Source organism: Nonomuraea sp. NPDC050556 (assembly GCF_044457355.1).
Lineage (GTDB): Bacteria > Actinomycetota > Actinomycetes > Streptosporangiales > Streptosporangiaceae > Nonomuraea.
Window position 1 is genome coordinate 419,975 of record NZ_JBITGU010000003.1, and the last position, 25,479, is coordinate 445,453.

Consider the following 25,479-nt stretch of genomic DNA (forward strand, 5'->3'; position numbering starts at 1 on the left):
ACCAAGGGTTGATCGTCCGCACCCAGCTCTGAGACATTGCGGGAGCTTGTCCCCATATGTCCCGGAGGACCCGCGTGACACCATTACGCCCTGCCCTCACCGCCGTCGCCCTCATCCTCGCGACCGCAGTGGCAACCCCCGCCCAAGCCGCCGCAGACCCGGCCATCACCATCAAAGACGGCCGCACCCAGCCCGTCTTCTCCTACGCCGACGCCATCCGCGAGTACGTCTACGTCGAGGCCCCCATCGACAGCGACGCCGACGGCGCCCTCGACCGCGTGCGCGTCGACATCATCAGACCCAAGGAGTCCGGCCCGGGGCTCAAGGTCCCGGTGATCATCGACGAGAGCCCGTACTACGACAACTCCGGCCGAGGCAGCGAAGCCGAGCGCAAGGTCTACGACGCGTCCGGCAACCCGGTGAAGTTCCCTCTGTTCTACGACAACTTCTTCGTCCCCCGCGGCTACGCCGTACTCAACGTCGACATGATCGGCACCACCAGGTCCGACGGCTGCCCCGACACCGGCGGCAAAGCCGACGTGATCGGCGGCAAGGCCGTCATCGACTGGCTGAACGGCAGAGCCAAGGCGACAAAGGCCGACGGCACCGAGGTCAAGGCCGACTGGACCACCGGCAAGGCCGCGATGATCGGCAAGTCCTACGACGGCACCCTCGCCAACGCGGTCGCCGCGACCGGCGTGAAGGGGCTGGAGACGATCGTCCCGATCTCGGCCATCAGCTCCTGGTACCAGTACCAGCGCTCCAACGGCATGATCTACAGCGTCAACTACGCCTCGTGGCTCAGCAACGTCGTCGACACCGACCCCGACGCCAAGTGCGCCGCCGTACGGGCGAGGCTGGACGCGGAGGACGCCGACGAGACCGGAGACTTCACGCCGTTCTGGGAGGAAAGGGCCTATGACGCCGCCAAGGTCAGGGCCAGCGTCTTCGCCGTCCACACCGTCAACGACCTGAACGTCAAGCCGGACACCTTCTCCACCTGGTGGGACGCCCTGGCCAAGCGCGGCGTGCCGCGCAAGGTGTGGGTCGGGCAGTACCAGCACGTCGACCCGTTCGACTTCGAGGGCAGGCGCGACCTGTGGGTCGACACGCTGCACCGCTGGTTCGACTTCTGGCTCCTCGGCGTGCGCAACGGGATCATGCAGGAGCCCCGCGCCGACGTGCAGCTCACGCCGTCCCAGTGGATCACCCAGCGCGACTGGCCTGCGCCGTTCGCCCTGCCGGTGCCGCTGCGCCCGTCGGCGGACGGCCAGCTCGGCCTGCTCCCGGCCAGGCACGGGACGACAGCGACATTCACCGACACCCGCCTGTCCGAGACGCAGATGACGGCCGACCTGGGTACGGCGGCGCCGGGGCGCTCGGCGTTCACCACCGGCCCGCTGCCGCTGGACCTGCGCCTGTCCGGCACGCCGGTCGTCGACCTGCGGGTCACCCTGGACAAGCCGACCTCGAACCTGACCGCCCTGCTGGTGGACATCGGCGAGGACACTCGCGTCGACTGGCGCCGCGGCCAGGGCATCTCGCTGCTGACCGAGGAGGACTGCCACGGCGAGAGCACGGCCGCCGACGACTCCTGCTACAGGAAGGTCGTCACCAACCTGGCCACGAGACCGCTGGAGATCGTCGCCAGGGGCTGGATCGACGTCGCCAACCGCGACTCGCTGGCGCAGGGGACGCCGTTGCCCGTGGGTACGGCGGCGCAGGTGCGGTGGAAGACGCTGCCGCAGGACTACGTCTTCAAGAAGGGCCACAGGATGGCGCTGGTGCTCGCGGGCACCGACGCGACCTACACCTCGGCCGAGACCGCGACGGGCGCGGCGGTGACCGTCGACCTGGCGCGCAGCAAGATCACCGTGCCGCTGGTCATCACCGAGCCGCTGACCACGGCGGACGTCCCGCAGAACCGTTCCCAGTGGATCGGCCCCGCCGAGGTCGATCTGCCTGAGCCGGAGAACACGTTCTTCTAAAGGGCAACGAAGGGGTACGGCGCTTGCCGTACCCCTTCGTCGTGATAAATCAGGTGAGATGCCGATAAATGGTGTCTACGCTGGTGATCAGTCCGAAGGTGCGGGTCGAAGCTGATCGGTTACCGCCTTCCAAGCGGGCAACGCGGGTTCGAATCCCGCCGGGTCGACGTCGCCGGCCCGTCGTCTAGTGGCCCAGGACACCTTGATCCCGGTCCGCGTCCCCACATCCGCGCCTTCGGACGGCCCGATCCAGGAGGCACACCCCATGAACACCCCACAGACCCTGCCCATCCGCCCCGACCAGATCATGAACGCCGCAGGCGGGTACGGATACGCCAAGGATCTGTGGACGCAGTTGCAGGACTTCCTCATCCTGGGCACCACCGGCGGCACCTACTACGTCGACCAGGACGACCTGACCAGGAAGAACGCGACCGTGCTGTTCGACGCGCTGGCCGAGGACGGCCCGCGCGTGGTGGCGCTGCTCACCGAGGCGTCCAACGGCCGCGCCCCGAAGAACCGGCCCGCCCTGTTCGCGCTCGCCGCCGCGTACGCCGAGGGCGACGCGGACACCCGGCAGGCGGCCAAGCTGGCCCTGCCCAGGGTGGCCCGCACGACCGACCACCTCTCGACGTTCTTCGGCTACTACAAGAACCTCGGCGGCAAGCCCACCGAGCGGGGCATCGCCCCGACGATCGGCCGCAGCCTGCGCACCGCGATCGGTTCCTGGTTCCTGTACGGCGACGCCGACGACGTCGCGTTCAAGGCGTGCAAGGCGATGCAGCGCCGTACCCCCATGGGCGAGACGTTCTCGCTGCGCGACGCCCTGCGCATCGCGCACCCGGTGCCGGACGACGAGCGGCGCAAGGCGCTGTTCGGGTGGATCGCCGGGAACGTCACCGACGACGAGGCGCGCCGAGCGCTGCCCGCGATCGACCGGTTCCTGTCGGCCAAGGCCGTCGTGCACCGCGCCCAGGCGGTCAGGCTCGTCACCGAGAAGCGCGTGCCGTGGGAGTTCCTGCCCGACGCCATGCTCACCGATCCGCGCGTCTGGGCGGCGCTGATCGACACGATCGGCCCGAACGCGCTGCTGCGCAACCTGGCCAGGATGACGAGCATCGGCACGCTCAAGCCGCTCAAGCCCGCCACCCGCAGGGCCGCCGAGCGGCTGCGCGGCGACCTGGGCCGCGTCCACCCCATGGACGTGTTCCTGGCCATGCGCGTGTACGCCGCGGGCGAGCCGGTGCCGGAGATCATGGACGCGCTGGAGGAGGCGTACGAGAACTCCTTCGGTACGGTCGAGCCCTCGGGCAGGCGGCTGCTGGTCGCCGTCGACTCCTCGGGGTCGATGAGCTTCACCCAGGTCACCCTGGGCGGCGTCCCGGTGGGCACGGTCTACGAGGTCGCGTGCGCCATGGCCGTCATGCTCGCCAGGATCGAGGGCGACAACGTGCACCTCATCGACGTCGACACCATCGTCCACCCGTCGCGGGTGACGCGGCGCACGAGCCTGCGCGAGATCGCCTCGTGGCAGCCGTCCGGCGGCGGCACCGACCTGTCGCTGCCGTTCACCTGGGCGCGGAAGGAGCGGCTCGACGTGGACGGCGTCGTGGTGTTCACCGACAACGAGACGTGGGCCGGGACCAGGCACCCGTCGCAGGCGCTGACCACCTACCGCAGGGAGGTCAACCAGGACACCCGCGTGGTCGTCGCGTCGCTGACCCCGATGGGCCACACGATCGGCGACCCGAAGGACGCGGGCGTGCTCAACGTGGCGGGTCTCGACGCGTCGCTGCCGATGATCGTCAACGCATACATCAGGCAGGCACCACGCAGAACAGGGTGACGGCTGCCGCCAGCGAGATGGCGCCGAGCAGGGCCGTCGCGCCGATCGACGGCGCGGCGGCCCCGGCGACCAGCACGGTGGTGACCGCGACCCCGCCGAACTTGCCGACGCCCGCCGACAGGCCGGAGCCGCGTGAGCGGACCCGGGTCGGGTAGATCTCCGAGCTGTAGGCGGCCAGGACGGCGGCGATCGCGGCGGTGCCGACGATCGGCCCTGCCAGCACCACGTAGAGCCACGTCCTGTCCGTGGCCAGCGACTCCCCGGCGAGGGCGAGCAGCGCCAGCGCAGCGCCGACCAGCGCGGCCAGCGTGATGATGGTCTTCCTGGCGCTCCACAGCCCGTACATCGCCGCCGAGATGAAGATCAGCGGCAGCCCGAGCAGCGTCGAGTCGCGCAGCGCCCGGTCGGCGGTGACCTGGTCGAGGCCGAGACTGCGCAGGTTCGACGGGATCCACAGCTGGAAACCGTACGTCACGAGCCCGATGCTCAGCCCGAGCGTCACCACGGCGACCGTCAGGAACAGCCCGGCGGACTGCTCGGTCGCGGGTGCGCCCTTCTCCAGGGCCGCGCCGTACCTCGCCAGAACCCGCCTGGCCTCGGCGTCGCGCCCGTGCGCCAGCAGGAAGCGGGGCGACTCGGGGATCCACCGGTTCAGCAGGATGAGCAGCACCCCGGTCGGCAGGCCCACCAGCCAGAGGGCGCGCCAGGAGTAGGTGGGCGCGAGCGCCGCTGACAGCCAGCTCGCCACCAGGTACGCCACGGCCAGGTTGCCGCCGATGAGCACCATCACCCAGCCCCTGTGCCGCCCGGGGATCGTCTCGGCCAGCAGCGAGAACGCGATCGGCAGCATGCCGCCCGCGCCGAGCCCCATGACCAGGCACATGACCAGGTTCCACCCGAAGTCCGGCATCGCCCCGCACACGGCGGTCGCGACGAAGACGACCCCGGCGAACAGGATGGACGGCCTGCGCCCGATCCGGTCGCCCATCCACCCCCACAGCAGCGAGCCCAGCACCGTCCCGGTCAGCCCGGCCAGCGGCAGCAGCGCGACGGGCAGGTCGCCGCCGGGGTTGAGCGCGGACTTCAGCCCGTACTCCTTGCCCATGCCCGGCGCCACGAACCCGAGCGTGATGGGCTTCATCGCGTCGATGACGATCGCGACCGACATCACGGCGATCAGCCCGAGGTGCGCGGGCCGCAGTCGGGTGCCGTCGACCACCCGTACGTCCCCTTCCGGGCTGGTTCGAGGCCCGCGCGGGACCAGCCCGTAGCCGCTCACCGCGAGCCCGGCGACGATGAGGACCATCCCGACGGTCATCGGGGTGTCCATCGGCATCCCGGCCAGGTGGTAGCCCATGTCCGCCGCCATCAGGTACATCGGGAAATGCAGCGCCACACCGGTGACACACAGCAGGAAGCCCAGCCAGAACACCCTCAGTCCCACCAGAACGACCAATGGTGGCTGTCGACGATCTGCTCGGCGTACCCCTTCAGATCGCCGGCCCCCTGGACGATGTTGTCCGGGCAGAACGCCCAGTGCTCGGCCGCGACGTGCAGCGCGTGGCCCAGATCCGTCGGCGGCCCGGCCACGCTGAGGTCGAGGGTGTTGAACCCCATCCCGACCACCCGCGCGCCGAACCTCTCTTCCCAGCTGCGGACCACAGCCGCCAGCGGCACCATCCATTCATTGTGGTGTAACGCGCCCTGCCAGCCCATGACCGCGAGCGCGTCGGCGCCGCGCGTCGCGGCGGCGAGCCCCAGCGGGGTGCCGCGCTTGGCCAGCTCGCCCGCGCACCAGTCGGCCACGGCGTCGGGGGCGGCGAGCAACGTGCCGGGCGGGGCCAGACCGGGGCAGAACGCACCGAACGGGTCGAGCTCGTCGAGCGCCTCGACCGGGACCTGCGCCACCCACTCCTGCCACACCTCGGTCATGAACCCCTCGGCGGTGAAGTGGCTGATCAGCGCCGGGTCGTCGGGCTGGAAGTGGCCGGACTCCCAGGGCTGGGCGGACTCGTCGAGCAGGACGGGCCACAGACCTGACCTGGGGTGCTCGGCGCGGAACCTGGTCCACTCCTCGCCCGTGACGTGCTCGTCGCTCATCCAGAAGGCCGACTGCACGACGTCGCCCTCGGGCAGCGTGAGGAACAGGCTGCGCCCTCTGCCGCCGTCGGCGAACAGCTGGCACAGCACCTGTGGCAGCTGGTGATCGTTCATGACCCTACCTTCCCGTCTCGGAGATGGTAGTGCGGAGCGTCCCTCCAGGACTTTTGTCCCGGGCGATCCCGGATCGATGAATCTTCTGCGTACGGCCCGCCGGACGGGACCGTGGAGGCATGAGAACGCTTGTGACCTTGGCGCTGCTGCTCAGCGGGTGCGCCAATGCCGACGATCCCGGTGCCGTCGTCACCACGGACAGGGGCGAGGTGCGCGGAACGATCTCCCGCGACGTCCGGATGTTCCAGGGAATCCGCTACGCGACGGCGGGCCGGTGGGAGTCGCCTCGCGCGACCCCCTCGTGGAAGGGCGTGCGCGACGCCACCAAGCCGGGCGCGATGTGCCCGCAGGTCGGCACGGAGTACGCCAAGACCGCCAGCCTGGAGGAGGACTGCCTGTTCCTCAACGTCACCACCCCCGCCAAGGCCGGGGGGAAACGCCCGGTCATGGTGTGGTTCCACGGGGACGGCGCGGTCGGCGCGGGCAACCTGTCCGACGCGCGCAGGCTCGCCAAGCAGGGCGACGCCGTCCTGGTGACGGTCAACTACCGGCTCGGGGTGTTCAACGGCTTCGGCTACCCGGGCCTCAAGGACTCGGGCACGTACGGCCTGCAGGACCAGCAGGAGTCGCTGCGCTGGGTGAAGCGCAACGCGGCGGCGTTCGGCGGCGACCCGTCCAACGTCACCGTCTTCGGCGTCTCCTTCGGCGCGTTCGCCATCGGCGGCCACCTGACCTCGCCCGGCTCGAAGGGGCTGTTCCAGCGGGCGATCATGCAGAGCGGCGAGACCATGATGGACATGCCGGCCGGCGCCCTCGGACCCGGGGTGCCCGCGCTGCCCACGTTCGCCTGGCGCAGCGCGGCCGACACCGTGGCCGTCGGTCAGATGTACGGCAAGCAACTGGGCTGCGCCGACCTCGCCTGCCTGCGTGCGCTGCCGGTGAAGAAGATCCTCGCGGTGCCGCAGATCATGAACGCCTTCCAGGTGTACGCCTACGGCAACGGGGTGCTGCCCACGCTGCCGTCGGAGGCGCTGAAGGCCGGACGGTTCCACCGGGTGCCCGTGCTGGCCGGTGCCACGAAGGACGAGCACAGGATCTTCGTGGGGATGAGTTACGTGGTTCCCGGGGTGAAGCTCGACTACCCGGCGGCGCTGCGGACGGCCTTCGGCGAGGACGCCCCTCGGATCCTGCGGGAGTATCCGCCCAAGCCCTCCCCTGAGCTGGCGTGGGCGCAGGTGTTGACCGACCGCATGTGGGCGCGCGGCACCCACGCCCAGAACACCACCCTCGCCCAGCACGTGCCCGTCTACGGGTACGAGTTCGCCGACAGGAAGGCGCCGATGTTCCTGCCGTACAAGGTGGACTTCGACTGGGGCGCCTTCCACGCCGGAGACCTGTCCTACCTCTTCGACGACCCGAAGGGGCAGCTCGACGCCGGTCAGCGCGAGCTGTCCGACCAGATGATCGGCTACTGGACCCGGTTCGCCCGCACCGGGAACCCCAACGGCTCCGGCCTGCTGTACTGGCCGCAGCTGTCCGGCGGGACCCTGTCGCTGGCCCCCGGGGCGGTCAAGCCGATCGACTACGCCGCCGAGCACCGCCTTTCCTTCTGGAAGTAGCGTTGCTTCCATGACCATCCGCGTGCTGATGGCCGAGGACCAGGGGATGATGCGCGACGCGCTCGCCCTGCTCCTCGGCCTCGAGGAGGATCTCGAGATCGTCGCCCAGGTGCGGGACGGCGACGCGATCCTCCCTGCGGCGCTGGAGCACCGGCCCGACGTCGCGCTGCTCGACATCGAGCTGCCCGGCCGTACCGGACTGGACGTCCTGCCCGCGCTCCGCGCGGCGCTGCCGTCGTGCGCGGTGCTCGTCCTCACCACGTTCGCCAGGCCCGGCTACCTGCGCAGGGCCATGGAGTCCGGCGCGGCCGGGTTCATGGTCAAGGACGGGCCGGTGGAGGAGCTGGCGGTGGCGATCAGGCGGGCGCACGCGGGGGAGCGGGTCCTCGACCCGGCGCTGGCGGCTGCCGCGCTGAGCGGCGGGCCCAGCCCGCTCACCGAACGCGAGCGGGACGTGCTCGCCGCCGCCAGCGACGGCGCGACGATCGCCGACATCGCGGGACGGCTGCACCTGTCCGAGAGCACCGTGCGCAACTACCTGTCGTCGGCGATCGGCAAGACGCACACCAGGAACCGCATTGAGGCCGCGCGGCTCGCCCGCCACAATGGCTGGCTGTGACCTCCTACGACGCGGTGCTCTGCGACCTCGACGGCGTGCTTCGCCTCTTCGACCACTCCGCCCAGGCCGGCATCGAGGTACGGCACGGCCTCGCGCCCGGCACCCTCCTGAAGACCGCCTTCGAGCCGGACATCTTCACCCCGGCGCTGCTCGGCCACACCTCGCGCGACGACTGGATGGCCGCCGTCGCCGAGGTGCTGGGGGAGGAGGTCGCGCGGGAGTTCGCCGAGGTGCCCTTCCGGGTGGACGAGGACGTGCGGGCGCTGCTGGCCAAGGCGCAGGAGCGGGTGCCCGTGGTGCTGGTCACCAACGCCATGAGCAACCTGGAGGACGACCTCGACCTGCTCGGGCTCACCCATTTCGCCGACGACGTGGTCAGCAGCGCGCTGGTCGGCGTGGCCAAGCCGGACCCGCGCATCTACCTGATCGCGGCCGAGCGGGCCGGGGTCGCGCCCGAGCGGTGCCTGTTCGTCGACGACCGGCTGGAGAACGTCGAGGCGGCTCGGGCGCTGGGCATGGCGGGCGTGCACTACACGCAGCTCTCCGACCTGGAGCTAGCCCTGGGGTAGCGGCCGTCGTCCCCCCGTCCTGGTCACCACGAGCGTGTGGTCTCCCCCAGGGACAAGGTCAAGTGTGCAGGGGGAGCCGGAGGATCATCCGGGCGCCGCCCGGGGCGTCCGCCACGTGGAGGGTGCCGTCGTGGGCCGTGGCGATGTCGCGCGCGATCGGCAGGCCGAGGCCGCTGCCGCCGGTGTCGCGCGAGCGGCCCCTGTCCAGGCGGGTGAACCGCTGGAAGATCTGCTCGCGCATGTCCTCGGGGATGCCTGGCCCGTCGTCGCTCACCTCCACCACCGCCCGGTCGCCGTCCACGGTGACCGCGACGCCGACCCGGCTCTCGCCGTACCTGTCGGCGTTGGACAGCAGGTTGGTGAGCACCCGCGACAGCCTGAGCCGGTTGCCCAGCACCCGCACGCCGGGCTCTGCCTCCAGGTCGACGGGCAGCCGTGACGGGCGCCGGTCGAGCTCCTCGGCGACCAGCTCGCCCAGGTCGATCACCTCGTCCGGCGGCCGCACCCCCGCATCTAGGCGCGCCATCAGCAGCAGATCCTGGACGATCGCCGACAGCCGGTTGGCGTCGTCGAGCGCGCCCTTGACGGTGTCCTCGTCCGGATGCGCGACGCCCGCCTCCAGGCGGATCAGCATGGCGGTGAGCGGGGTGCGCAGCTCGTGCGAGGCGTCGGAGACGAACCTGCGGTGGCGGTCCACCGCGTCCTCCAGGCGCGACAGCGTGTCGTTGACGGTCACCGCCAGCTCGGCGACCTCGTCACCCGTGTCCGGGACCGGCATGCGCTCGCTGAGGTCGGTGGCGCTGATCTGCTCCAGGCCCGACCTGATGCGCTCCACCGGGGCGAGGACCCGGCCGACCAGGATCCACGCACCCCATCCGACCAGGGCGAGCAGCACCAGGGAGACGGCGATCAGGCTGAGCAGCAGGACGGGCGAGTCGAGCACGGCGTTCTCGCGCACCGCCGCGTACGCCATGGCCGGGCCGTACGCGGTCGCCCTGTTGCTGGTGCCCACGACGATCAGGCACGACTCCGCGTACGGCGGGCAGACCCGGACGGCGACCCGCGAGTCGCCGTCCTTCGGCTTCGCCTCCGTCATCGGCGGACGGCCGCGCAGCGCCGCGCTCGCCGCCACCACCTCGCCCGTGTCATCGACGACCTGCAGGAGCAGAACGTCGGACTGCGGCGGGATGGCGCCGACGATCGGGTCGGTGTCGATCAGCGTGGTGACCTGGCGGCTCGCCCGGTCGGCGCGGTCGGTGAGCTGGGCGCGCACCCAGGCGGGGACGGTGAGCGCGATGGCGACGGAGCCGATCAGCAGGATCACGGCGAACACCGACACGGCCGCGACCGTCATGCGACCCCTGATGGAACGAGGCATGCGCACGACTCTGTCACGTAGCGTACAAACCGCTGGTCACGCCTCGTCGAAGAACCGGCGCTCGAGTTCCACCGCGCGGCGGAAGACTTCGAGCAATTCATCCCTCGGCTCTTGCCTGTCGAGCTCTCCGCGGAGGAAATCCACCCAGGCGCGGAACTCCGGGCCCTCGTGCAGCTCGATCCACTCCCTGTGCACCCAACTGTCCGGCAGGGGATGCTCGGCTCTGCTGGCCCAGCCGAGGTAGGTCCACTCGGCGACGCACAGGACGGCGACGATCTTGCCGTAGTCCTGGCTCGTGCGGACCTCGGCCATGAGGTCCTGGAAGTCCCTGGTGACCTGCGTGGGTGGCTCTTCTTCCGCGCCCAGCTCCTCGATGGCGCGGTGGAAGTAGGTCTTCTCCTCCGTGGTGGCCACCTGGCCCAGGAACTTTCCGTACGGCACGCGGGCCTCGAAGGTGTCCGCGTTCGCGACGGCTGCGCCCAGGAGGGCGGTGAAGGCGTCGACGAACTGGAAGTCCTGCACGAGATAGTGGCGCATGTCGGCCTCACCCCGGTTGATCGCCATCGCGAAGGGGTGGGTCACGACGGCGGTCCACTCGGGTTCACACTGCTCACGGAGCCACTCGGAGAAAGTCATACGAGAAGTCTCCGGTACGGCCCGCGCCAGGCCGTACCGGAGTCGCTCCTCAGTAGTCGTAGCCGGACTTCGTCGGCGTGGGCGCGGGGGTCGTCGGCTGAGGGCTCGCAGGGGCGCGTGCGCCCGCTGGGCGGATGAGGCCGAGCAGGCCGTGGGTGGCACCGTCGATTCCGGCGGCGAACCACAGGGCGTTCTCGCCGCCGTTCTCCGCCGTGCCCGGCTCCAGGTCCCACAGTCCCGGCAGCACGACGGGCCGCCCTGACGCGTCGCGCAGCGGGCCGAGGTGGCGGCTGTGCTTGTACGCCTGGATCGTGCCGTCGCCGAAGTTGCCGACCAGCAGCGCGCCCGCGTACGGGCCGAAGGAGCTCGGCGCGGTGGTCACGGCCCAGGGGGCGTTGAGCGCGCCCCTGCTGATCCGGCCGGTCAGCCTGCCCTCGGCGCTGAACCTGCTGACGAACCCCTTGCCCTGGCCGGACACCGACTTGCCGGTCGCCGGGTCGCGCTGGGCGTAGGACACCCAGACGGAGCCGTTGGCCACCGAGACGTTGAAGGGCGCGTAGCGGGACGGGACCGCCGGGTCCCTGAACTGCCAGCGGGCCAGCCGTACGCGCTGGAAGTCGTCGTCGAAGGCGTGGATCCTGCCGTGGGCGAAGTCGGCGGCGAGCAGGAAGTCGCCGTCGTCCTCCGTACGCATGAGGGCCAGGCCCTTGTAGTCGGCGCCTCTGGTGAAGGCGGCGATGATCGCGTTGCCCGGGTCCGCCTCGGCGTTCCAGCCGGTGATGGCGCCGCTCGGGCTGGAGAAGATGAATGTGGCCGGCTTACCCTTCACGGTGAAGCCTTCCGTGGGGTTGAAGACCTGGCCGGTGGGGGCGCCGCCGGGAATGACCACCTCCGTGGTCTCCTTCTTGCCCTGGCCGGAGTAGACGGTGGCCGTGCCCGTGCCGGTGGCGGAGACCCACAGGGTCTTGCCCATGGCCAGGCCCCAGGGGTTCACCAGCTTGGGATCGGTGACGGCCGCGCGGCCTTTGACGTCGGAGACGAGATTGACCACGTCGAACCTGCCGCGCGTGGCGCCCGCTCCCGCGGCGTTCGTGGGCGCGGGGGTCGCTCCCAGGACGAGGGCTGCCGTACAGAGCACGACCATGTATGGGGGATGCCGCATCCGTGCCTCCTTGGTATGCGCTTGTGACGCGAGATACGCGAGGGGTTCTGGACGGGTTCAGTAGGGTCGGAAATATGAGTCCAGAACCGGTCATGTTCAACACGTCAGCCGACGAGGCGGCAGCCAAGCGCCAATACGCCGCGAAGTTCGACGCCTGGGCCGAGAACGCGGCCGCGCTGGTCGCCGGGATCACCCGCCAGCAGGGCGGCAGCGACATCTGGTCGGGCCCGGCCGCCGACAACTGGGAGACCGAATTCAACGGCCCCTCCGGCATCACCCGCGAGATCAAGAAATATCCGGAGGCCTATCGCACGACCGCGAAAAACATGCGAGAGTCCGCCAAAACGCTCAGCAGCCGCGAAAACCATGGGACCTGAGCAGCGTTTCTTTACCCCTCTCAGGGCAGATCCCAGACATGGACGTACTGGGCATCGACATCGGCGGCTCGGGCATCAAGGGCGCGCCGGTCGACACTGAAACCGGCGAGCTCACGCAGGAACGCCTGCGCATCCCCACTCCTCACCCGGCCAAGCCCGCAGCGGTCGCCGAGGTGGTTGCCGAGATCGTCGACCATTTCGCCTGGACCGGTCCTGTCGGGGTCACCTTTCCCGGCGTGGTCGTGGACGGCGTCGTCAGGTCCGCGGCTAACGTGCACGAGTCGTGGATCGGTGTCGACGCGAGCAAGCTGTTCGGCGACGCGACCGTGTTGAACGACGCCGACGCGGCAGGTATCGCCGAGATGACCTTCGGCGCGGGCCGGGGGCGGCGAGGAACCGTCCTGATGCTGACCTTCGGAACCGGGATAGGCAGCGCCCTCTTCATCGACGGCACGCTGGTCCCGAACACCGAGCTGGGCCACCTGGAGCTGGACGGAAAGGACGCAGAACACCGCGCCTCCGACAAGGCCCGCGAAGACCACGACCTGAGCTGGGGGAAGTGGGCAGAACGGGTGGAGGAGTATCTGCGCCACGTAGACATGCTCTTCTCCCCTTCCCTGATCATCATCGGCGGCGGAGTAAGCAAGAAGTCCGACAAGTTCCTCCCCCACATCTCCGTGGACACGGAGGTCGTGCCCGCCAAGCTCCAGAACGAAGCAGGCATAATCGGCGCCGCCCAAACCACCACCTCCTGACCCCTCAACCCCCGACCCAGGCACGCCCGCAACACCCTCTCCCCACCCCGCCTGGGCCTGGGGCACTCCCGCCCGCCCCAGCGCCCAACACGGAGCCGGGCCCCTGGCCGCCGGGGTGCCGATTCACCTCGCAACTCGTGCTCTCCCTTTCGCGCGGGGCTCGCCAAGGCGCGGAGGGCGCCAATGTGTGGAGCCGTGAGGGCGCGGTGCCTGCGGGGTCCGGCCGAGGCGTGGGGTCCCCTCAGAGCGGCTGGCAGAGTGACGCCTCGCATCGGGGGCGGAGACCATCGCATCTCTGTTCCTCCCCTCCTTGCGGTTCTTGGAGCGTGGGGCAAGGGGCCGTTACGGCGGGCGGCGGGGAGTCTGCGAGTCGATGGGGTCAGGCGATCAGGGAGTGCAGGGCGGCTATGGTGGCGCGGCCCTGGGGGGTGGTGAAGTCGCGGACCATGTCGGAGGCGAAGCCCGCCACCGAGCTCACCGTGCCCCCCGCGGCTTCGATCTGGCGGAAAGCCGCGGCCTCCGTTCGGTCGGTGATGCCGCCGCAGGCGTCGACCAGCACGATCACCTGGTAGCCGGACGCCAGCGCGTCCAGTGCCGTGCGGACGATGACGATTTCTGAGGTCACGCCGCAAAGCGCCAGCACCGGGCGGTTGTGGGCGTCGATGGCGGCGCGGCCCTTGGGGTCGTCCCAGCAGCTCGGGCCCGTTCGGACGAAGACGGGTGCGTCCTCGGGGATCTCGGCGATGTTGGCGGGGCCGCCGGGGCGGGGGGCCGCGGAGACGGTGAGGGGGAGGCCGAGGTTCCCGGCGATGGCGGTGAGGGTGGTCACCGCGCGCTTGATGGCTGCTGGGGGGTTGGTACGGCTGGCGTCGACGATGCCGTCCTGGAGGTCGGCGAGGACGATCTGCACGGTGCGGGGGTCGAGCATGACGTTATCCGTTCCTAGGGAGAATCATTCAGTAGCTGAACGATGTAAGGACGGTAGCATGCTGACTGTGAACGATGTCAAGCTGACCTCCACCGTGGCTTTCCGCATGGGCGTGCTGGGGACGATCGTGGGTGACCGCTTCGCCGAGCGGCTGGCCGTACATGATGTGAAGCCCAAGCACGTGGCGATGCTCAGCGTGCTGGAGTCGGGGATGGCGGCGTCGCAGCTGGAGGTCGCCAAGATCATGCGGGTGGCGCCGAGTCTGGTGGTGTCCCTGGCGGATCACCTGGAGGGGTTGGGGGCCGTACGGCGGGAGCGGGATCCTGAGGATCGGCGGCGGCAGGTGCTGGCGTTGACGGAGGAGGGGCGGGGGTTGCTCGCTCGGTGTACGGCGCTGGCTCGGGCCATGGATGAGGAGCTCGTGGGGGGTCTCGCGCCGGAGGAGGAGGCGGGGCTGCGCAACGTGCTGCGTCGGCTGGCCTCTGCGGAGGGGCTGCCGGAGTAACCCGCCCGGGCCGTCCGTAACCCGGGTGGGGGGATATTGGGATGCGGGGAGGGGAATGGTCGGGCACGATGGGCGGTTGGCAGCGTTGCGGACTGCCCTACGTATCCTGAAAGCAGTATGGGAACGCCTTCCTTGACCTCACCACTCACCGAGATCCAGTCTCGCCTGCCCGAGCTCATGCCGCGCGACCAGCGGCGGCTTCGGCGCAGGCTCGATGGCGTGCGCCGTGTCAAGAGCCGCGAGGCCCGCGACAAGATCACGACCGAGATCCTCGGTGACATCGAACGAGCCGAAAAACGCCTCGCGAAACGCCGCGAAGCCGTACCGGTCGTGAAATATCCGGAAAATCTGCCGGTTTCCCAGCGACGCGACGACATCCTGGCTGCCATTCGCGACAACCAGGTTGTGATCATCGCGGGGGAGACCGGCTCCGGGAAGACCACGCAGATTCCCAAGATCTGCCTTGAACTCGGGCGCGGGGTCAGGGGGCTCATCGGGCATACCCAGCCACGCCGCATCGCCGCCCGCACCGTCGCCGAACGTGTCGCGGAAGAGCTAGGCACCACCCTCGGCGAGGTCGTCGGCTACAAGGTCCGCTTCACCGACCAGGCCGGCGACAAGACCCTCGTCAAGCTCATGACCGACGGCATCCTCCTGGCCGAGCTGCAGAACGACCGCCTGCTCGACCAGTACGACACGCTGATCATCGACGAGGCCCACGAGCGCAGCCTCAACATCGACTTCATCCTCGGCTACGTCAAGCAGCTCCTCCCCAAGCGCCCCGACCTCAAGGTCATCATCACCAGCGCCACCATCGACCCCGAGCGCTTCTCCAAGCATTTCGACGACGCCCCGATCATCGAGGTCTCCGGCCGCACGTACCCGGTGGAGGTCCGCTACAGGCCGCTCGGCGAGGACGACGACCAGGCCCAGGGCATCCTCGACGCCTGCCGCGAGCTGATGACCGAGGGCCAGGGCGACATCCTGGTGTTCCTCTCCGGCGAGCGCGAGATCCGCGACACGGCCGACGTCCTGACCAAGGCCGAGTTCAGGAACACCGAGGTCCTCCCCCTCTACGCCCGCCTGTCGAGCGCCGAGCAGCACCGCGTCTTCCAGCGCCACACCGGCCGCCGCATCGTCCTGGCCACCAACGTGGCCGAGACGTCCCTGACCGTCCCCGGCATCAAGTACGTCGTGGACCCCGGGTTCGCGCGCATCTCCCGCTACAGCCACCGCACCAAGGTCCAGCGCCTGCCCATCGAGGCCATCTCCCAGGCCAGCGCCAACCAGCGCAAGGGCCGATGCGGACGCACCAGCGACGGCATCTGCATCCGCCTCTACGAGGAGGACGACTTCGCCGGCAGGCCCGAGTTCACCGACCCGGAGATCCTGCGCACCAACCTGGCCAGCGTCATCCTGCAGATGACCACGATCGGGCTCGGCGACATCGAGGCGTTCCCGTTCGTGGAGCCGCCGGACAAGCGCCAGGTGCGCGACGGCGTCAACCTTCTGCAGGAGCTCGGCGCGTTCGACGCGCACGGCGCGCTCACCGGCGTCGGGCGCAAGCTGGCCCAGCTGCCCGTCGACCCCAGGCTCGCCCGCATGGTGCTGGAGGCGGAGAAGAACGGCTGCCTGCGCGAGGTCATGGTGATCGCCTCGGCCCTGTCGATCCAGGACCCGCGCGAGCGCCCCTCGGAGAAGCAGCAGGCGGCCGACGAGAAGCACCGCCGCTTCGCCGACCCCGAGTCCGACTTCCTCAGCTACCTGAACCTCTGGAACTACGTCAAGGAGAAGCAGAAGGAGCTGTCGTCCAGCGCCTTCCGCCGCCTGTGCAAGACGGAGTTCCTCAACTACCTGCGCGTGCGCGAGTGGCAGGACATCTTCAGCCAGCTCAGGCACTCCCTCGGCGCCCCGCCCAACAGCACGCCCGGCGAGCCGTACCAGATCCACGTCTCCCTGCTCAGCGGCCTGCTCAGCCACATCGGCGTCAAGGACGTCGTGGACAAGCAGAAGCCGGTTGAAGGGGGGCGCAGGCCGATCCAGGAGTACATCGGCGCGCGCAACGCCCGCTTCGCGATCTTCCCCGGGTCGGCTCTGGCCAGGAAGCAGCCGCAGTGGGTGATGTCGGCGGAGCTGGTCGAGACGTCCAGGTTGTGGGCGCGGGTCAACGCCAAGATCGAGCCGGACTGGGTCGAGCCGATCGCGCAGCACCTGGTCAAGCGCACCTACTCCGAGCCGCACTGGGAGAAGAACCAGGGCGCCGTCATCGCCCTGGAGAAGGTCACGCTGTACGGCGTGCCGCTCGTGGTCGGCCGCAAGGTCAACTATGGCCGCATCGACGCCGAGCTGTCGCGCGAGCTGTTCATCAGGCACGCCCTGGTCGAGGGCGACTGGGACAGCCACCACGCCTTCCTCAAGGAGAACCGCAAGCTGCTCGGCGAGGTCGAGGAGCTGGAGAACCGGGCGCGCCGCCGCGACATCATGGTCGACGACGAGGCGCTGTACGACTTCTACGACCAGCGCGTCCCCGCCGACGTGGTGTCCGCGCGCCACTTCGACTCGTGGTGGAAGAAGCAGGAAGACAAGACCCTGCTGACCTTCACCCCCGAGATGCTGGTCAACGAGAACGCCGACGTCAGCACGCACGACTACCCGGACACCTGGCGCCAGCTCGGCCAGCGGATGAAGCTGACCTACCAGTTCGAGCCGGGCACCGAGGCGGACGGCGTGACCGTGCACGTGCCGCTGCAGATGCTCAACCAGGTCAACGCCGACGGTTTCGACTGGCAGATCCCCGGCCTGCGCGAGGAGCTGGTGACCGCGCTGATCAGGTCGCTGCCCAAGCACATCAGGCGCAACTTCGTCCCGGCTCCCAACTTCGCCAAGCAGGTGCTCGCCGCCGCCCAGCCGGGCGACGAGCCGCTGCTGGCCGCGGTGGAGCGGGAGCTGCTGCGGCTGACCGGGGTACGGGTGCCGCGCGAGGCGTGGCAGCTCGACCTGCTGCCCGACCACCTGCGGGTGACCTACCGGGTGGTCGACGAGCGCAAGAAGACCATCGCCGAGGACAAGGACCTCGACGCGCTGAAGAAGCGCCTGGCCCCGCGCCTGCGCAGGACGCTGTCGGCGGCCGGGGACGACCTGGAGCAGTCGGGCCTGCACACCTGGAGCCTGGGCACCCTGCCCAAGGTGTTCGAGCAGGGCCGGATGAAGGGTTATCCGGCGCTGGTCGACGAGGGTTCCAGCGTCGGGGTGCGCATCTTCGAGACGCAGGCCGAGCAGCGCCGGTCCATGTGGACGGGCACCCGCAGGCTGCTGCTGCTCAACGTGACGAACCCGGCCAAGTCACTGCTCGGCAGGCTGTCGAACCAGGCCAAGCTGGCCCTGTCCCGCAGCCCGCACGGCGGCGCCGTGGCGCTCTTCGACGACGTCGTCTATGCCTCGGTGGACAAGCTGATGGCCGACGTGGGCGGGCCCGCGTGGGAGCCGGTCGCCTTCGACCGTCTCTACCAGCACGTGCGGGCCCACCTGTACGACACGGCCGAGGAGGTGCTGGGCCGGGTGGAGCAGATCCTGACGGCCTGGCACGCCGTGGGCGTCCAGCTGGGCGCGGCGCGGCAGTCCGCCTCGACCGACGACATCCGCGACCAGCTGGACAAGCTCGTCTTCAAGGGCTTCATCACCGCGACCGGCTCCAGCCGCCTGTCCGACATTTCGCGGTACGTCCGGGCGATCGAGCGACGTCTCACCAAGCTCCCCGAGGAGCCGTGGCGCGACGTCGAGTGGATGGACAAGATCCACAAGGTCGAGGACGACTACCACGACCTGCTCGACAAGCTTCCTCCCGTACGGCGGAGCGACCGGGACGTCACCGACATCCGCTGGATGATCGAGGAGCTGAGGGTCAGCTTCTTCGCCCAGACCCTCGGCACCCCCACCCCGGTCTCGGAGAAACGCATCACGAAGGCCATGGAAAAGATCACGGCCTGACGTTGCCACGAAAGCCACGTAGATCCCGAAACCACCCCACGATGCGCCGGGAACGATCACCTGCATCCCGGCGAGCGTGGACCACGGCCGCGCCACCTCCCCGACCCGGCGGTCCGGGATGCCATTGCTCGCCGCGAGCGCCCGCAGGTGGTCGCGGGCCTTACATCGGGGGCGCGCGTTCAGGAGCGCGCGGACCTCGCGCAGGGGCACACGCAGGTCCTGGTAGCGACGCCCGTTGACGAGCGCCGAGCCCGCTGTGGCGGAGCCGTACCGCTTGGTGAGACCCGACAAGGTGATCATGCGCGTGCCGCCCTGTGGTTGGCGATCGAGGCCCAGAGCCAGCCCAACGGGATGATCAGCCGCCCGCACACCCCGTCGAGCACCGCGTAGACCTCGCTGGTGATGCCGCGCTCCTGGAAGACGAGCGTGCCCAGGAGCAGCACCACGGGCATCGCGACGCCGAACGCGATCAGCAGCCGCGACCGCGACACGAGGCAGGCGGCGACGGCCGCGCCGTACAGGAAGAACACCGAGATCCAGTGCAGCGTGCCGTGCCAGGTGGACGGCGCGTTGACGCCGGGCAGCAGGTCGAGCGGGGTGCCGGGCGGGTAGCCGAGCTGCGGGTCGGTGACGAACACGCCGGTGCAGATCATGGCCAGGCCGTACACCGCCATGAGCCTGCGGCGGTCGGCCAGCCCGCAGGCGAGCATCACGGCGCCGGTGACGACGAAGTTGGCGATCTGCAGCCAGCCGCGTCCACCCAGCATCAGCAGGCTGGGGCCGTGGTACAGCGCGTCGTAGCCGGGCCTGGTGATCATGTCGAGGTGGAATATCAGCAGCGACACCACCGGCGCGACGGTGCCCGCTAACAGGAGCTTTCTTCTCATGGCCCCGATTGCACCGCCGGACCCGCCGCAGGCAGAACCGCGGAAGGTGCGGATATATCCGACTTTCGTAGGGTGTCCCACCGGAAGGCCCCGCCTAGGGTTGGGGCGTGCTGGTTCGACTGGCGATGACCGCGGCCGCCCTGGCGTTGACGTTCCACGTGATCGACGTGCTCGACCCGTCCTGGCCGGTGAGCGCCGTGCTCCTGGCCGCGGCGCTGGCGCCGATGGTCCGGGCGCCGCTCGTCGTCGCCTGGGTGACGGTCGGCGCGGCGGCCGTCCACCTGCTCGTGCTGCCGGGCAGCGGGGACGTGCTGCTCTGGGTGCCGCCGGCCGCGCCCTTCGCCGCATACCTCGCCATGCGACACGGCTCGCCGAGGCTGGCCGCCGCGGCGCCGGTTGTGGTCTTCACGGCGCTGGGACTGTGGTGGGCGCCGACGCTGGAGTTCGGCATCCGCACCGGGCTCCTCACCGCGGCCGCCGCGCTGCTCGGGCTGTATCTCTCCGCCAGGCACGGCCTGCTGCGCGCCCTCACCGACCGGGCGGAACGCGCCGAGCGCGAGCAGCACCTGCTCGCCGAGCAGGCCAGAGGCGAGGAGCGGGTACGGCTGGCAGCCGACATCCACGACCTCGTCACGCACCGGGTGAGCCTGATGGTGCTCCAGGCGGGCGCGCTCGGCCTCACCACCGACGACCCGTCGACCAGGCAGGCGGCCGAGACCCTGCGCGCCACCGGCTGCCAGGCCCTGGACGAGCTGCGCGAGCTGGTCGGCGTTCTGCGCGCCCCCTCCGCGCAGAAGGTGGAGCCGGTCGAGGAGCAGCCGCTGCTCCCGGCGCTGGAGGAGCTGGTCGCCGCGGCGGGCCTGCCCGCCAGCCTGGAGGCGGACGGCGACGCCCTCGTCTCGCCCGTCGTGCTCCGTACGGCGCGGCGGGCCGTACAGGAGTCCCTGACGAACGTGCGCAAGCACGCGCCAGGCGCGGTCACCACCGTCAGGCTGCGCAGCGCCGGCGCGACGGCCAGGCTGACGATCACCAACACGGCTCCTGACGGTCCGGGGGACCCGGAGCTGGCGGCGGCCGGATCGGGGACCGGGCTGCTCGGCCTGCGCGAGCGGGTCTCCCTCGTGGACGGATCGCTGACGGCTGGCCCGTCGGAGGAGGGCGGGTTCCGTGTCGAGGTCACCCTGCCGGGGAGGGCAGCGTCATGATCAGGATCGTGGTGGTCGACGACGAGCCGATGGTCTGCGCCCACCTGCGGACGATCCTCGGCTCCTCGCCCGACCTGGCCGTCGTGGGGGAGGCGCAGGACGGCGCCGCCGGGGTCGAGGCCGTCATCAGGCACCGCCCCGACCTGGTGATCATGGACTTGCGCATGCCGGGCGTGGACGGGCTGGCGGCGATCGCGCGTATCACGGCGCTCGCCAGGCCGCCGGTGATCCTGGTGCTGACCACGTTCGACGCCGACGACCACGTGCTGCGGGCGCTGGGTGCCGGGGCGACCGGCTACCTGCTGAAGTCGACGCCGCCCGCCGACCTGATCACGCTGGTCAAGGCGGCGGCCAACGGGCACACGGTGATGTCGCGCCCGGCAGCGGCGCACCTGGTGGCGACCGCGTCCAGGCGGCATGAGGCCACCGCCAGGCTGCGGTCGCTGACCGAGCGCGAGCGCGACGTGCTCGGCTGCCTGGGGAGGGGGATGACGAACGCGCAGATCGGCCGCCTCCTGCACCTCAGCGAGACCACGGTGAAGGGCCACGTGTCGCACATCCTCGTCAAGCTGCACTGCGCCAACCGCACCCAGGCCGGACTTCTGGCGTTCGAGGCGGGGTTGAAGTAAACCGGCTGGCCGGTATAGTTTCAAGGGTGCCACGACCGAGTTCGAAGGAGCGGCTGCTCGACGCCGCCGCCGAGGTGTTGCTGTCCGACGGGGCCGAGTCGCTCACGCTGGAGGCCGTCGCCACCCGCGCCGGCGTCTCCAAGGGCGGCCTGTTCTACCACTTCCCGACCAAACAGGCGCTGGTCGCCGCCATGGTCGACCGGCTGATCGGCGCCTTCGACGAGGCGCTCGACCAGGCGGGCGACCGTCCCGGCGACTTCCTGCGCGCCTACGTGGCCGCCACGATCCCCGAGCGGCACACGCCGTACGCCGACCGCGTCACCGCCGCGCTGCTGGCCGGAGTGCTCATCGACCCGGCCGGGCTGGAGCCGCTCAGGCAGCGGTTCGCCGCCTGGCAGGAGCGGCTCACCGCCGACGGCGTCGACCCGGCCGTGGCCACCGTGATCAGGCTCGCCGTGGACGGCTGGTGGGCGGCGCGCCTGCTCGGCCTGGGCGAGCCGTCCCCGGGGCTGCACGAGCAGACCCGCGCCCGACTGATGGAGATGATCGACCGTGCTGCGCACCACTAAGACGCTGATGCTGATCACCGACCTGGGCTTCATCGCCTACTTCACGATCACCGGATTACGGGTGATCCCGCCCGAGTGGGCCTTCGCCGACTACGCGAACCCGCTGATGGCCGACTGGAACTGGTCGTTCCTCTGGATCGACATGGTCGCGAGCTTCACCGGCCTGGTGAGCCTGCTGCGCAGGAACCAGCCGCTGATGCTCGTCTCGCTGGTGCTGACCATGGCTTCGGGGCTGATGGCGATCGCGTTCTGGACCCTGCGCGGCGACTTCTCGCTGATGTGGTGGATCCCGAACCTCTACCTGCTGCTCTTCCCGATCCCCGCGATCGCCTGCCTGGTCACTCAGGGAGCCCAGGACGGGATCAGCACCACGGCTCCCGAATACAGGGCATAACATCCGGCTCCCGCCAGGAGCATCGACCACAGAACGGCGGGCAGCCCGGTGAGCGACTGCAAAACCACCGGGTCCGAGCCGTCCGCCCGCCCCTCGACGTTCATGCCCTGGATCGTGAACGCCGACCTGACCCCGCCGAGCATCAGCACCCACGCCACCACGTGGGCGACCGCCTCGCGCGCCGGGGCGCCCACCTTGGCCGCGACGATCCACAACACGACCGCCGTCAGCGCGACGGCGAGGGCGCCGAAGAGGTTGCGCACCAGGAGCACCAGCCCTGAGCCGAGCACGAAGACGAGGACCCACAACACCAGGTCGGCGTAGCCGGACTTGACCGCGTGCGCTGCGGCGAGCCCGGCGAACGGCGGGCTGAGGTACCCGGCCATCGTCATCAGCGTGTTGACGTTGCGGTCGAACTCGGTGGAGCCCCGGTGCTCGGGCTCGATCCTGATCTTCTTCACCTTCCGGCCGCACAGGATGCCCACGACCGCGTGTCCCGCCTCGTGCACGGCGGCGACGAGCGGCCCGACCAGCGCCCAGGTGATCGGGAACCCCACCAGGACCAGCGCCACCACGCCGGTGGCGAAGCCGTACCTGTCCACACGCGCACACTAAAGGACTTTCCCCTGACAGTGGATAGGATCGAGCGTGTGATCAAGGCTTTGGTGTTCGACGTCGGCGAGACGCTGATCGACGAGACGCGCATCTGGTCGCGGTGGGCGGACCGGCTGGGTGTCACGCGGCTGACCTTCATGGGCGTGCTGGGCGGGGTGGCCGCGCTGGACCGCTCGCACCGCGACGCGTTCGAGATCCTGCGGCCGGGGCTGGACGTGTGGGCCGAGGTCGAGGCGTGGCGCCGGGACGACCCCGACGGGCTGCGGGAGAACTTCGACGCCGACGACCTCTATCCGGACGTACGGCCCGCCTTCACGGCGCTGCGTGAAGCCGGTTTCCAGGTCGTGGTGGCGGGCAACCAGCCGGTGCAGGCGTTCGACGCGCTGGCGGCGATGGACCTGCCGGTGGACTCGATCCACACCTCGGACGGGTGGGGGGTGTCCAAGCCGGCGCCGGAGTTCTTCGCGAAGGTGGCCGCTGTGGCCGGGCGGGCGCCGGAGGAGATCCTCTATGTGGGGGACCGGCTGGACAACGACATCCTGCCGGCGAATCGGGCGGGCATGCGCACGGCGCTGCTCCGCCGCGGCCCGTGGGGGTACCTCCACGCGGACCGGCCCGAGGCGGCTCAGGCGGACTATGTGATCGACGACCTCTTGTCGCTTCCCCGGCTTCTGGCGGATTAGGGCCTAGGCGTCGGGCTCGATGTGCATGGCGCGTTCCTCCGCCGAGAACCCGCCCGAGTCCTCCCCGACGTCGTCGGCGAGCTCCTCGCCGTCCCCGTCCACCCCCACCAGGCGGAAGTCCTCGCGCGGCGCGCGCTCGCGCTCCGGCGCCTCGCGCCACATGCGTTCGGCTATCGTGTCGCGGTGCTCCGGGTCGTCCTCGGCGATCACGTGGTCGCGGCCGAGGTCGTCGTTCCACTCGTCCACCTCGACCTGCTGCTCGTCGTCTTCGATCCCGTAGCGGTCCGCTGGAGTTTCGGTCATATCCCGTCCCTACCCAGCGAACCGCCCAAAACCCCCTCAACGCCCGGCGGCCGCCCCGATGATCGAGCGCGGGTCAGCCGCACCGGCGAGCACGCCGTCCGGCAGCAGGTCGATGAGGTGCGCGTGCCCGAACGCCGAGCTGGACGGCTTGACCTCGACGGGATGGCCGAGCGCGCCCAGGCCGTCCGCCCACGTCGCGCCCTCCTCGATCTCGACCGTCGTCTCGTCCGGGGCGTCCCAGGTGTCGAAGCCGGTGCCGCCCGTCCCGAGCCGCCACCGCGGCGCCGCGATGGCCTCGCCCGGGGCCTGGCCGTACTTGAGCAGCCTGGTGATCACCTGCAGCAGGATCTGCGGCTGCGCGTCGCCCCCCTGCGTCCCCACGACCGAGCGCAGCGAGCCGTCCGGCCGGGTGATGAGCGCGGGGGCCAGCGTGTGCGGCGGGCGGCGGCCGGGGCCGTACTCGGCGGGGTGCCCCTCGACCAGCGAGAAGCCGATGCCCCTGTTGTGCAGGTTGATGCCGGTGCGCGGCTCGAACAGCAGGCTGCCGAACCCGGACGCGTTGGACTGGATGAGCGAGACGCCCATGCCGTCCTCGTCGACCGCGCACAGGTACGTCGTGTCGCCCTCGGCCACCGGCGTACTGACCTTGATCCTGGCCCGGGAGTCGATGAGCGCCCTGCGCCGCTCGATCTCGGCGGGGGCGAGCAGGTCGGCCGCGTTCTCGTGGAGCGCGGCGAGCCGGTCGTGCCCGGCTATCCGCGCCGACTCGACCAGCAGGTGCGCCCACGCGGCGTGGGCCGGAGAGGAGGGCAGGTCGAGGCCGTCGAGGATGGCCAGCGACAGCAGCGTCAGGTAGCCCTGGGAGTTCGGCGGGATCGTCCAGACGTCGTGGCCGAAGGCGCGGACGCTCAGCGGCGTCACCCAGGTGGCCCCCGGCTTCGCCAGGTCGGCCTCCGCGTACTCGCCCGCTCCGAGCTCGATCAGGCCCTCGCCGAACTCGCCCAGGTAGAACCCGTCGCGGCCGAGCGCGGCGATGGCGGCCAGCGTGCGCGCCACCCCGGGACGCCGCATCACGTCGCCCGCCTTGGTCACCCCGGCGAAGTCGCCGGCGCCCGGCTCGGCGGCCACCCTCGGCGCGCCGAGGGCCAGCACGGAGGCGGCGAACCCGCCGGCGGCCAGCCTGATCGCCGGTTCGAAGAGCTCGGCCAGGGGCAGCTTGCCGTACTGCTCGTGAAGGGCCAGCCAGCCGTCCACGCAGCCGGGCACGGTCACGGACCTGATGTCGCGCAGGAACGGCATGCGGGTGTGGCCCTCGGCGCGCAGCCGGGCCGGGTCCGCTCCGGAGCCCGCGCGGCCGGAGGAGTTGAGCGCCCGCACCGAACCATCGTGAACCAGGGCGAACAGGTCGCCGCCCAGCCCGCACATGTGGGGCGCGGTGACGGCGAGCACCGCGTTGGTGGCGATGGCCGCATCGGCCGCTGAACCGCCGCGATCCAGCATGACGACCCCGGCGTTGGACGCCAGATGGTCAACGCTACATACCATGCCGGACCGGGCATATCTGGTGTTCTGCACCTTAAGAGGGTACGGCTTGCTTACCTCGCGCATGGG

The 25,479-nt window shown here is 70.4% G+C and carries 24 protein-coding genes; 14 read left to right on the forward strand and 10 right to left on the reverse strand.

The window, feature by feature from the left end:
• The first annotated feature begins 74 nt into the window (after positions 1 to 74).
• Both ACIBG8_RS31100 and ACIBG8_RS31105 read left to right on the forward strand, forming a co-directional pair.
• Positions 75 to 1,988, forward strand: a complete 1,914-nt coding sequence (locus ACIBG8_RS31100; protein ID WP_397346576.1) for a Xaa-Pro dipeptidyl-peptidase — start codon at positions 75 to 77, stop codon at positions 1,986 to 1,988.
• 265 nt (positions 1,989 to 2,253) lie between these two features.
• Positions 2,254 to 3,834 carry a TROVE domain-containing protein gene (locus ACIBG8_RS31105; RefSeq protein WP_397346577.1) on the forward strand — a complete coding sequence of 527 codons (1,581 nt, stop codon included), beginning with the start codon at positions 2,254 to 2,256 and terminating at the stop codon, positions 3,832 to 3,834.
• On the opposite strand, the gene ACIBG8_RS31110 is transcribed toward ACIBG8_RS31105, so the two are convergent.
• Both ACIBG8_RS31110 and ACIBG8_RS31115 read right to left on the reverse strand, forming a co-directional pair.
• A complete protein-coding gene (locus ACIBG8_RS31110) occupies positions 3,806 to 5,278 on the reverse strand; it encodes an MFS transporter (protein ID WP_397346578.1) in 1,473 nt (490 codons plus the stop codon). The two genes, ACIBG8_RS31105 and ACIBG8_RS31110, sit on opposite strands and share 29 nt — an antisense overlap.
• The gene (locus ACIBG8_RS31115; protein ID WP_397346579.1) at positions 5,269 to 6,048 is read right to left on the reverse strand and encodes a DUF4253 domain-containing protein; all 780 of its coding nucleotides are present in this window, start codon (positions 6,046 to 6,048) and stop codon (positions 5,269 to 5,271) included. Before ACIBG8_RS31115 ends, ACIBG8_RS31110 begins: the two co-directional genes overlap by 10 nt.
• A gap of 119 nt (positions 6,049 to 6,167) precedes the next feature.
• Here ACIBG8_RS31115 and ACIBG8_RS31120 point away from each other — a divergent pair, with 119 nt between their 5' ends.
• Genes ACIBG8_RS31120 through ACIBG8_RS31130 form a run of 3 tightly spaced genes read left to right on the forward strand, consistent with a single transcriptional unit; the run spans position 6,168 to position 8,855 of the window.
• Complete coding sequence (locus ACIBG8_RS31120; RefSeq protein ID WP_397346580.1) at positions 6,168 to 7,667, forward strand: carboxylesterase/lipase family protein; 1,500 nt, start codon at positions 6,168 to 6,170, stop codon at positions 7,665 to 7,667.
• 10 nt (positions 7,668 to 7,677) lie between these two features.
• Positions 7,678 to 8,286 carry a response regulator gene (locus ACIBG8_RS31125; protein ID WP_397346581.1) on the forward strand — a complete coding sequence of 203 codons (609 nt, stop codon included), beginning with the start codon at positions 7,678 to 7,680 and terminating at the stop codon, positions 8,284 to 8,286.
• Complete coding sequence (locus ACIBG8_RS31130; RefSeq protein WP_397346582.1) at positions 8,283 to 8,855, forward strand: HAD-IA family hydrolase; 573 nt, start codon at positions 8,283 to 8,285, stop codon at positions 8,853 to 8,855. Before ACIBG8_RS31125 ends, ACIBG8_RS31130 begins: the two co-directional genes overlap by 4 nt.
• A gap of 58 nt (positions 8,856 to 8,913) precedes the next feature.
• Here ACIBG8_RS31130 and ACIBG8_RS31135 read toward each other — a convergent pair whose 3' ends face one another.
• Genes ACIBG8_RS31135 through ACIBG8_RS31145 form a run of 3 tightly spaced genes read right to left on the reverse strand, consistent with a single transcriptional unit; the run spans position 8,914 to position 12,031 of the window.
• Entirely contained in the window at positions 8,914 to 10,233 is a 1,320-nt protein-coding gene (locus ACIBG8_RS31135; RefSeq protein ID WP_397346584.1) for an ATP-binding protein, read from the reverse strand.
• Between the two features lie 36 nt (positions 10,234 to 10,269).
• Positions 10,270 to 10,869 (reverse strand): TenA family protein, encoded by a 600-nt coding sequence (locus ACIBG8_RS31140; RefSeq protein WP_397346585.1) that lies wholly within the window; start codon positions 10,867 to 10,869, stop codon positions 10,270 to 10,272.
• Positions 10,870 to 10,918: 49 nt separating this feature from the next.
• Complete coding sequence (locus tag ACIBG8_RS31145) at positions 10,919 to 12,031, reverse strand: TIGR03118 family protein (RefSeq protein ID WP_397346586.1); 1,113 nt, start codon at positions 12,029 to 12,031, stop codon at positions 10,919 to 10,921.
• A gap of 74 nt (positions 12,032 to 12,105) precedes the next feature.
• On the opposite strand from ACIBG8_RS31145, the gene ACIBG8_RS31150 reads away from it, so the two are divergent.
• Both ACIBG8_RS31150 and ppgK read left to right on the forward strand, forming a co-directional pair.
• Positions 12,106 to 12,408, forward strand: coding sequence for a hypothetical protein (locus ACIBG8_RS31150; protein WP_397346587.1), 303 nt, complete (start codon positions 12,106 to 12,108; stop codon positions 12,406 to 12,408).
• Positions 12,409 to 12,446: 38 nt separating this feature from the next.
• Positions 12,447 to 13,163 carry a polyphosphate--glucose phosphotransferase gene (gene ppgK / locus ACIBG8_RS31155; protein WP_397346588.1) on the forward strand — a complete coding sequence of 239 codons (717 nt, stop codon included), beginning with the start codon at positions 12,447 to 12,449 and terminating at the stop codon, positions 13,161 to 13,163.
• Between the two features lie 379 nt (positions 13,164 to 13,542).
• On the opposite strand, the gene ACIBG8_RS31160 is transcribed toward ppgK, so the two are convergent.
• Positions 13,543 to 14,091: an isochorismatase family protein gene (locus ACIBG8_RS31160; RefSeq protein ID WP_397346589.1), complete on the reverse strand. Its 549-nt coding sequence runs from the start codon at positions 14,089 to 14,091 to the stop codon at positions 13,543 to 13,545.
• Positions 14,092 to 14,149: 58 nt separating this feature from the next.
• On the opposite strand from ACIBG8_RS31160, the gene ACIBG8_RS31165 reads away from it, so the two are divergent.
• Together ACIBG8_RS31165 and hrpA are read left to right on the forward strand one after the other, a co-directional pair.
• On the forward strand, positions 14,150 to 14,596 hold the full coding sequence (locus tag ACIBG8_RS31165; RefSeq protein ID WP_397346590.1) for a MarR family winged helix-turn-helix transcriptional regulator: 447 nt from the start codon (positions 14,150 to 14,152) through the stop codon (positions 14,594 to 14,596).
• 117 nt (positions 14,597 to 14,713) lie between these two features.
• A complete protein-coding gene (gene hrpA, locus ACIBG8_RS31170) occupies positions 14,714 to 18,583 on the forward strand; it encodes an ATP-dependent RNA helicase HrpA (protein WP_397346591.1) in 3,870 nt (1,289 codons plus the stop codon).
• 296 nt (positions 18,584 to 18,879) lie between these two features.
• Here the strand turns inward: hrpA and ACIBG8_RS31175 are convergent, their stop codons facing one another.
• On the reverse strand, positions 18,880 to 19,470 hold the full coding sequence (locus ACIBG8_RS31175) for a DUF998 domain-containing protein (protein WP_397346592.1): 591 nt from the start codon (positions 19,468 to 19,470) through the stop codon (positions 18,880 to 18,882).
• Positions 19,471 to 19,577: 107 nt separating this feature from the next.
• Here ACIBG8_RS31175 and ACIBG8_RS31180 point away from each other — a divergent pair, with 107 nt between their 5' ends.
• The 4 genes from ACIBG8_RS31180 to ACIBG8_RS31195 are packed head-to-tail and all read left to right on the forward strand — an operon-like array spanning position 19,578 to position 22,267.
• Complete coding sequence (locus ACIBG8_RS31180) at positions 19,578 to 20,675, forward strand: sensor histidine kinase (protein ID WP_397346593.1); 1,098 nt, start codon at positions 19,578 to 19,580, stop codon at positions 20,673 to 20,675.
• A complete protein-coding gene (locus ACIBG8_RS31185) occupies positions 20,672 to 21,304 on the forward strand; it encodes a response regulator (protein ID WP_397346594.1) in 633 nt (210 codons plus the stop codon). Before ACIBG8_RS31180 ends, ACIBG8_RS31185 begins: the two co-directional genes overlap by 4 nt.
• A 26-nt stretch (positions 21,305 to 21,330) precedes the next feature.
• Positions 21,331 to 21,873 carry a TetR/AcrR family transcriptional regulator gene (locus ACIBG8_RS31190; protein ID WP_397346595.1) on the forward strand — a complete coding sequence of 181 codons (543 nt, stop codon included), beginning with the start codon at positions 21,331 to 21,333 and terminating at the stop codon, positions 21,871 to 21,873.
• Positions 21,857 to 22,267 carry a DUF5360 family protein gene (locus ACIBG8_RS31195; protein WP_397346596.1) on the forward strand — a complete coding sequence of 137 codons (411 nt, stop codon included), beginning with the start codon at positions 21,857 to 21,859 and terminating at the stop codon, positions 22,265 to 22,267. The genes ACIBG8_RS31190 and ACIBG8_RS31195 overlap by 17 nt, the downstream gene beginning before the upstream one ends.
• Here the strand turns inward: ACIBG8_RS31195 and ACIBG8_RS31200 are convergent.
• Positions 22,216 to 22,869: a M50 family metallopeptidase gene (locus ACIBG8_RS31200; RefSeq protein ID WP_397346597.1), complete on the reverse strand. Its 654-nt coding sequence runs from the start codon at positions 22,867 to 22,869 to the stop codon at positions 22,216 to 22,218. The two genes, ACIBG8_RS31195 and ACIBG8_RS31200, sit on opposite strands and share 52 nt — an antisense overlap.
• Before the next feature lie 48 nt (positions 22,870 to 22,917).
• On the opposite strand from ACIBG8_RS31200, the gene ACIBG8_RS31205 reads away from it, so the two are divergent.
• Positions 22,918 to 23,565 (forward strand): HAD family hydrolase, encoded by a 648-nt coding sequence (locus ACIBG8_RS31205; RefSeq protein ID WP_397346598.1) that lies wholly within the window; start codon positions 22,918 to 22,920, stop codon positions 23,563 to 23,565.
• Between the two features lie 3 nt (positions 23,566 to 23,568).
• Here ACIBG8_RS31205 and ACIBG8_RS31210 read toward each other — a convergent pair whose 3' ends face one another.
• Positions 23,569 to 23,868, reverse strand: a complete 300-nt coding sequence (locus ACIBG8_RS31210) for a DUF5709 domain-containing protein (RefSeq protein ID WP_397346599.1) — start codon at positions 23,866 to 23,868, stop codon at positions 23,569 to 23,571.
• Positions 23,869 to 23,904: 36 nt separating this feature from the next.
• The gene (locus ACIBG8_RS31215) at positions 23,905 to 25,443 is read right to left on the reverse strand and encodes a gamma-glutamyltransferase family protein (RefSeq protein WP_397346600.1); all 1,539 of its coding nucleotides are present in this window, start codon (positions 25,441 to 25,443) and stop codon (positions 23,905 to 23,907) included.
• Positions 25,444 to 25,479: the final 36 nt, after the last annotated feature.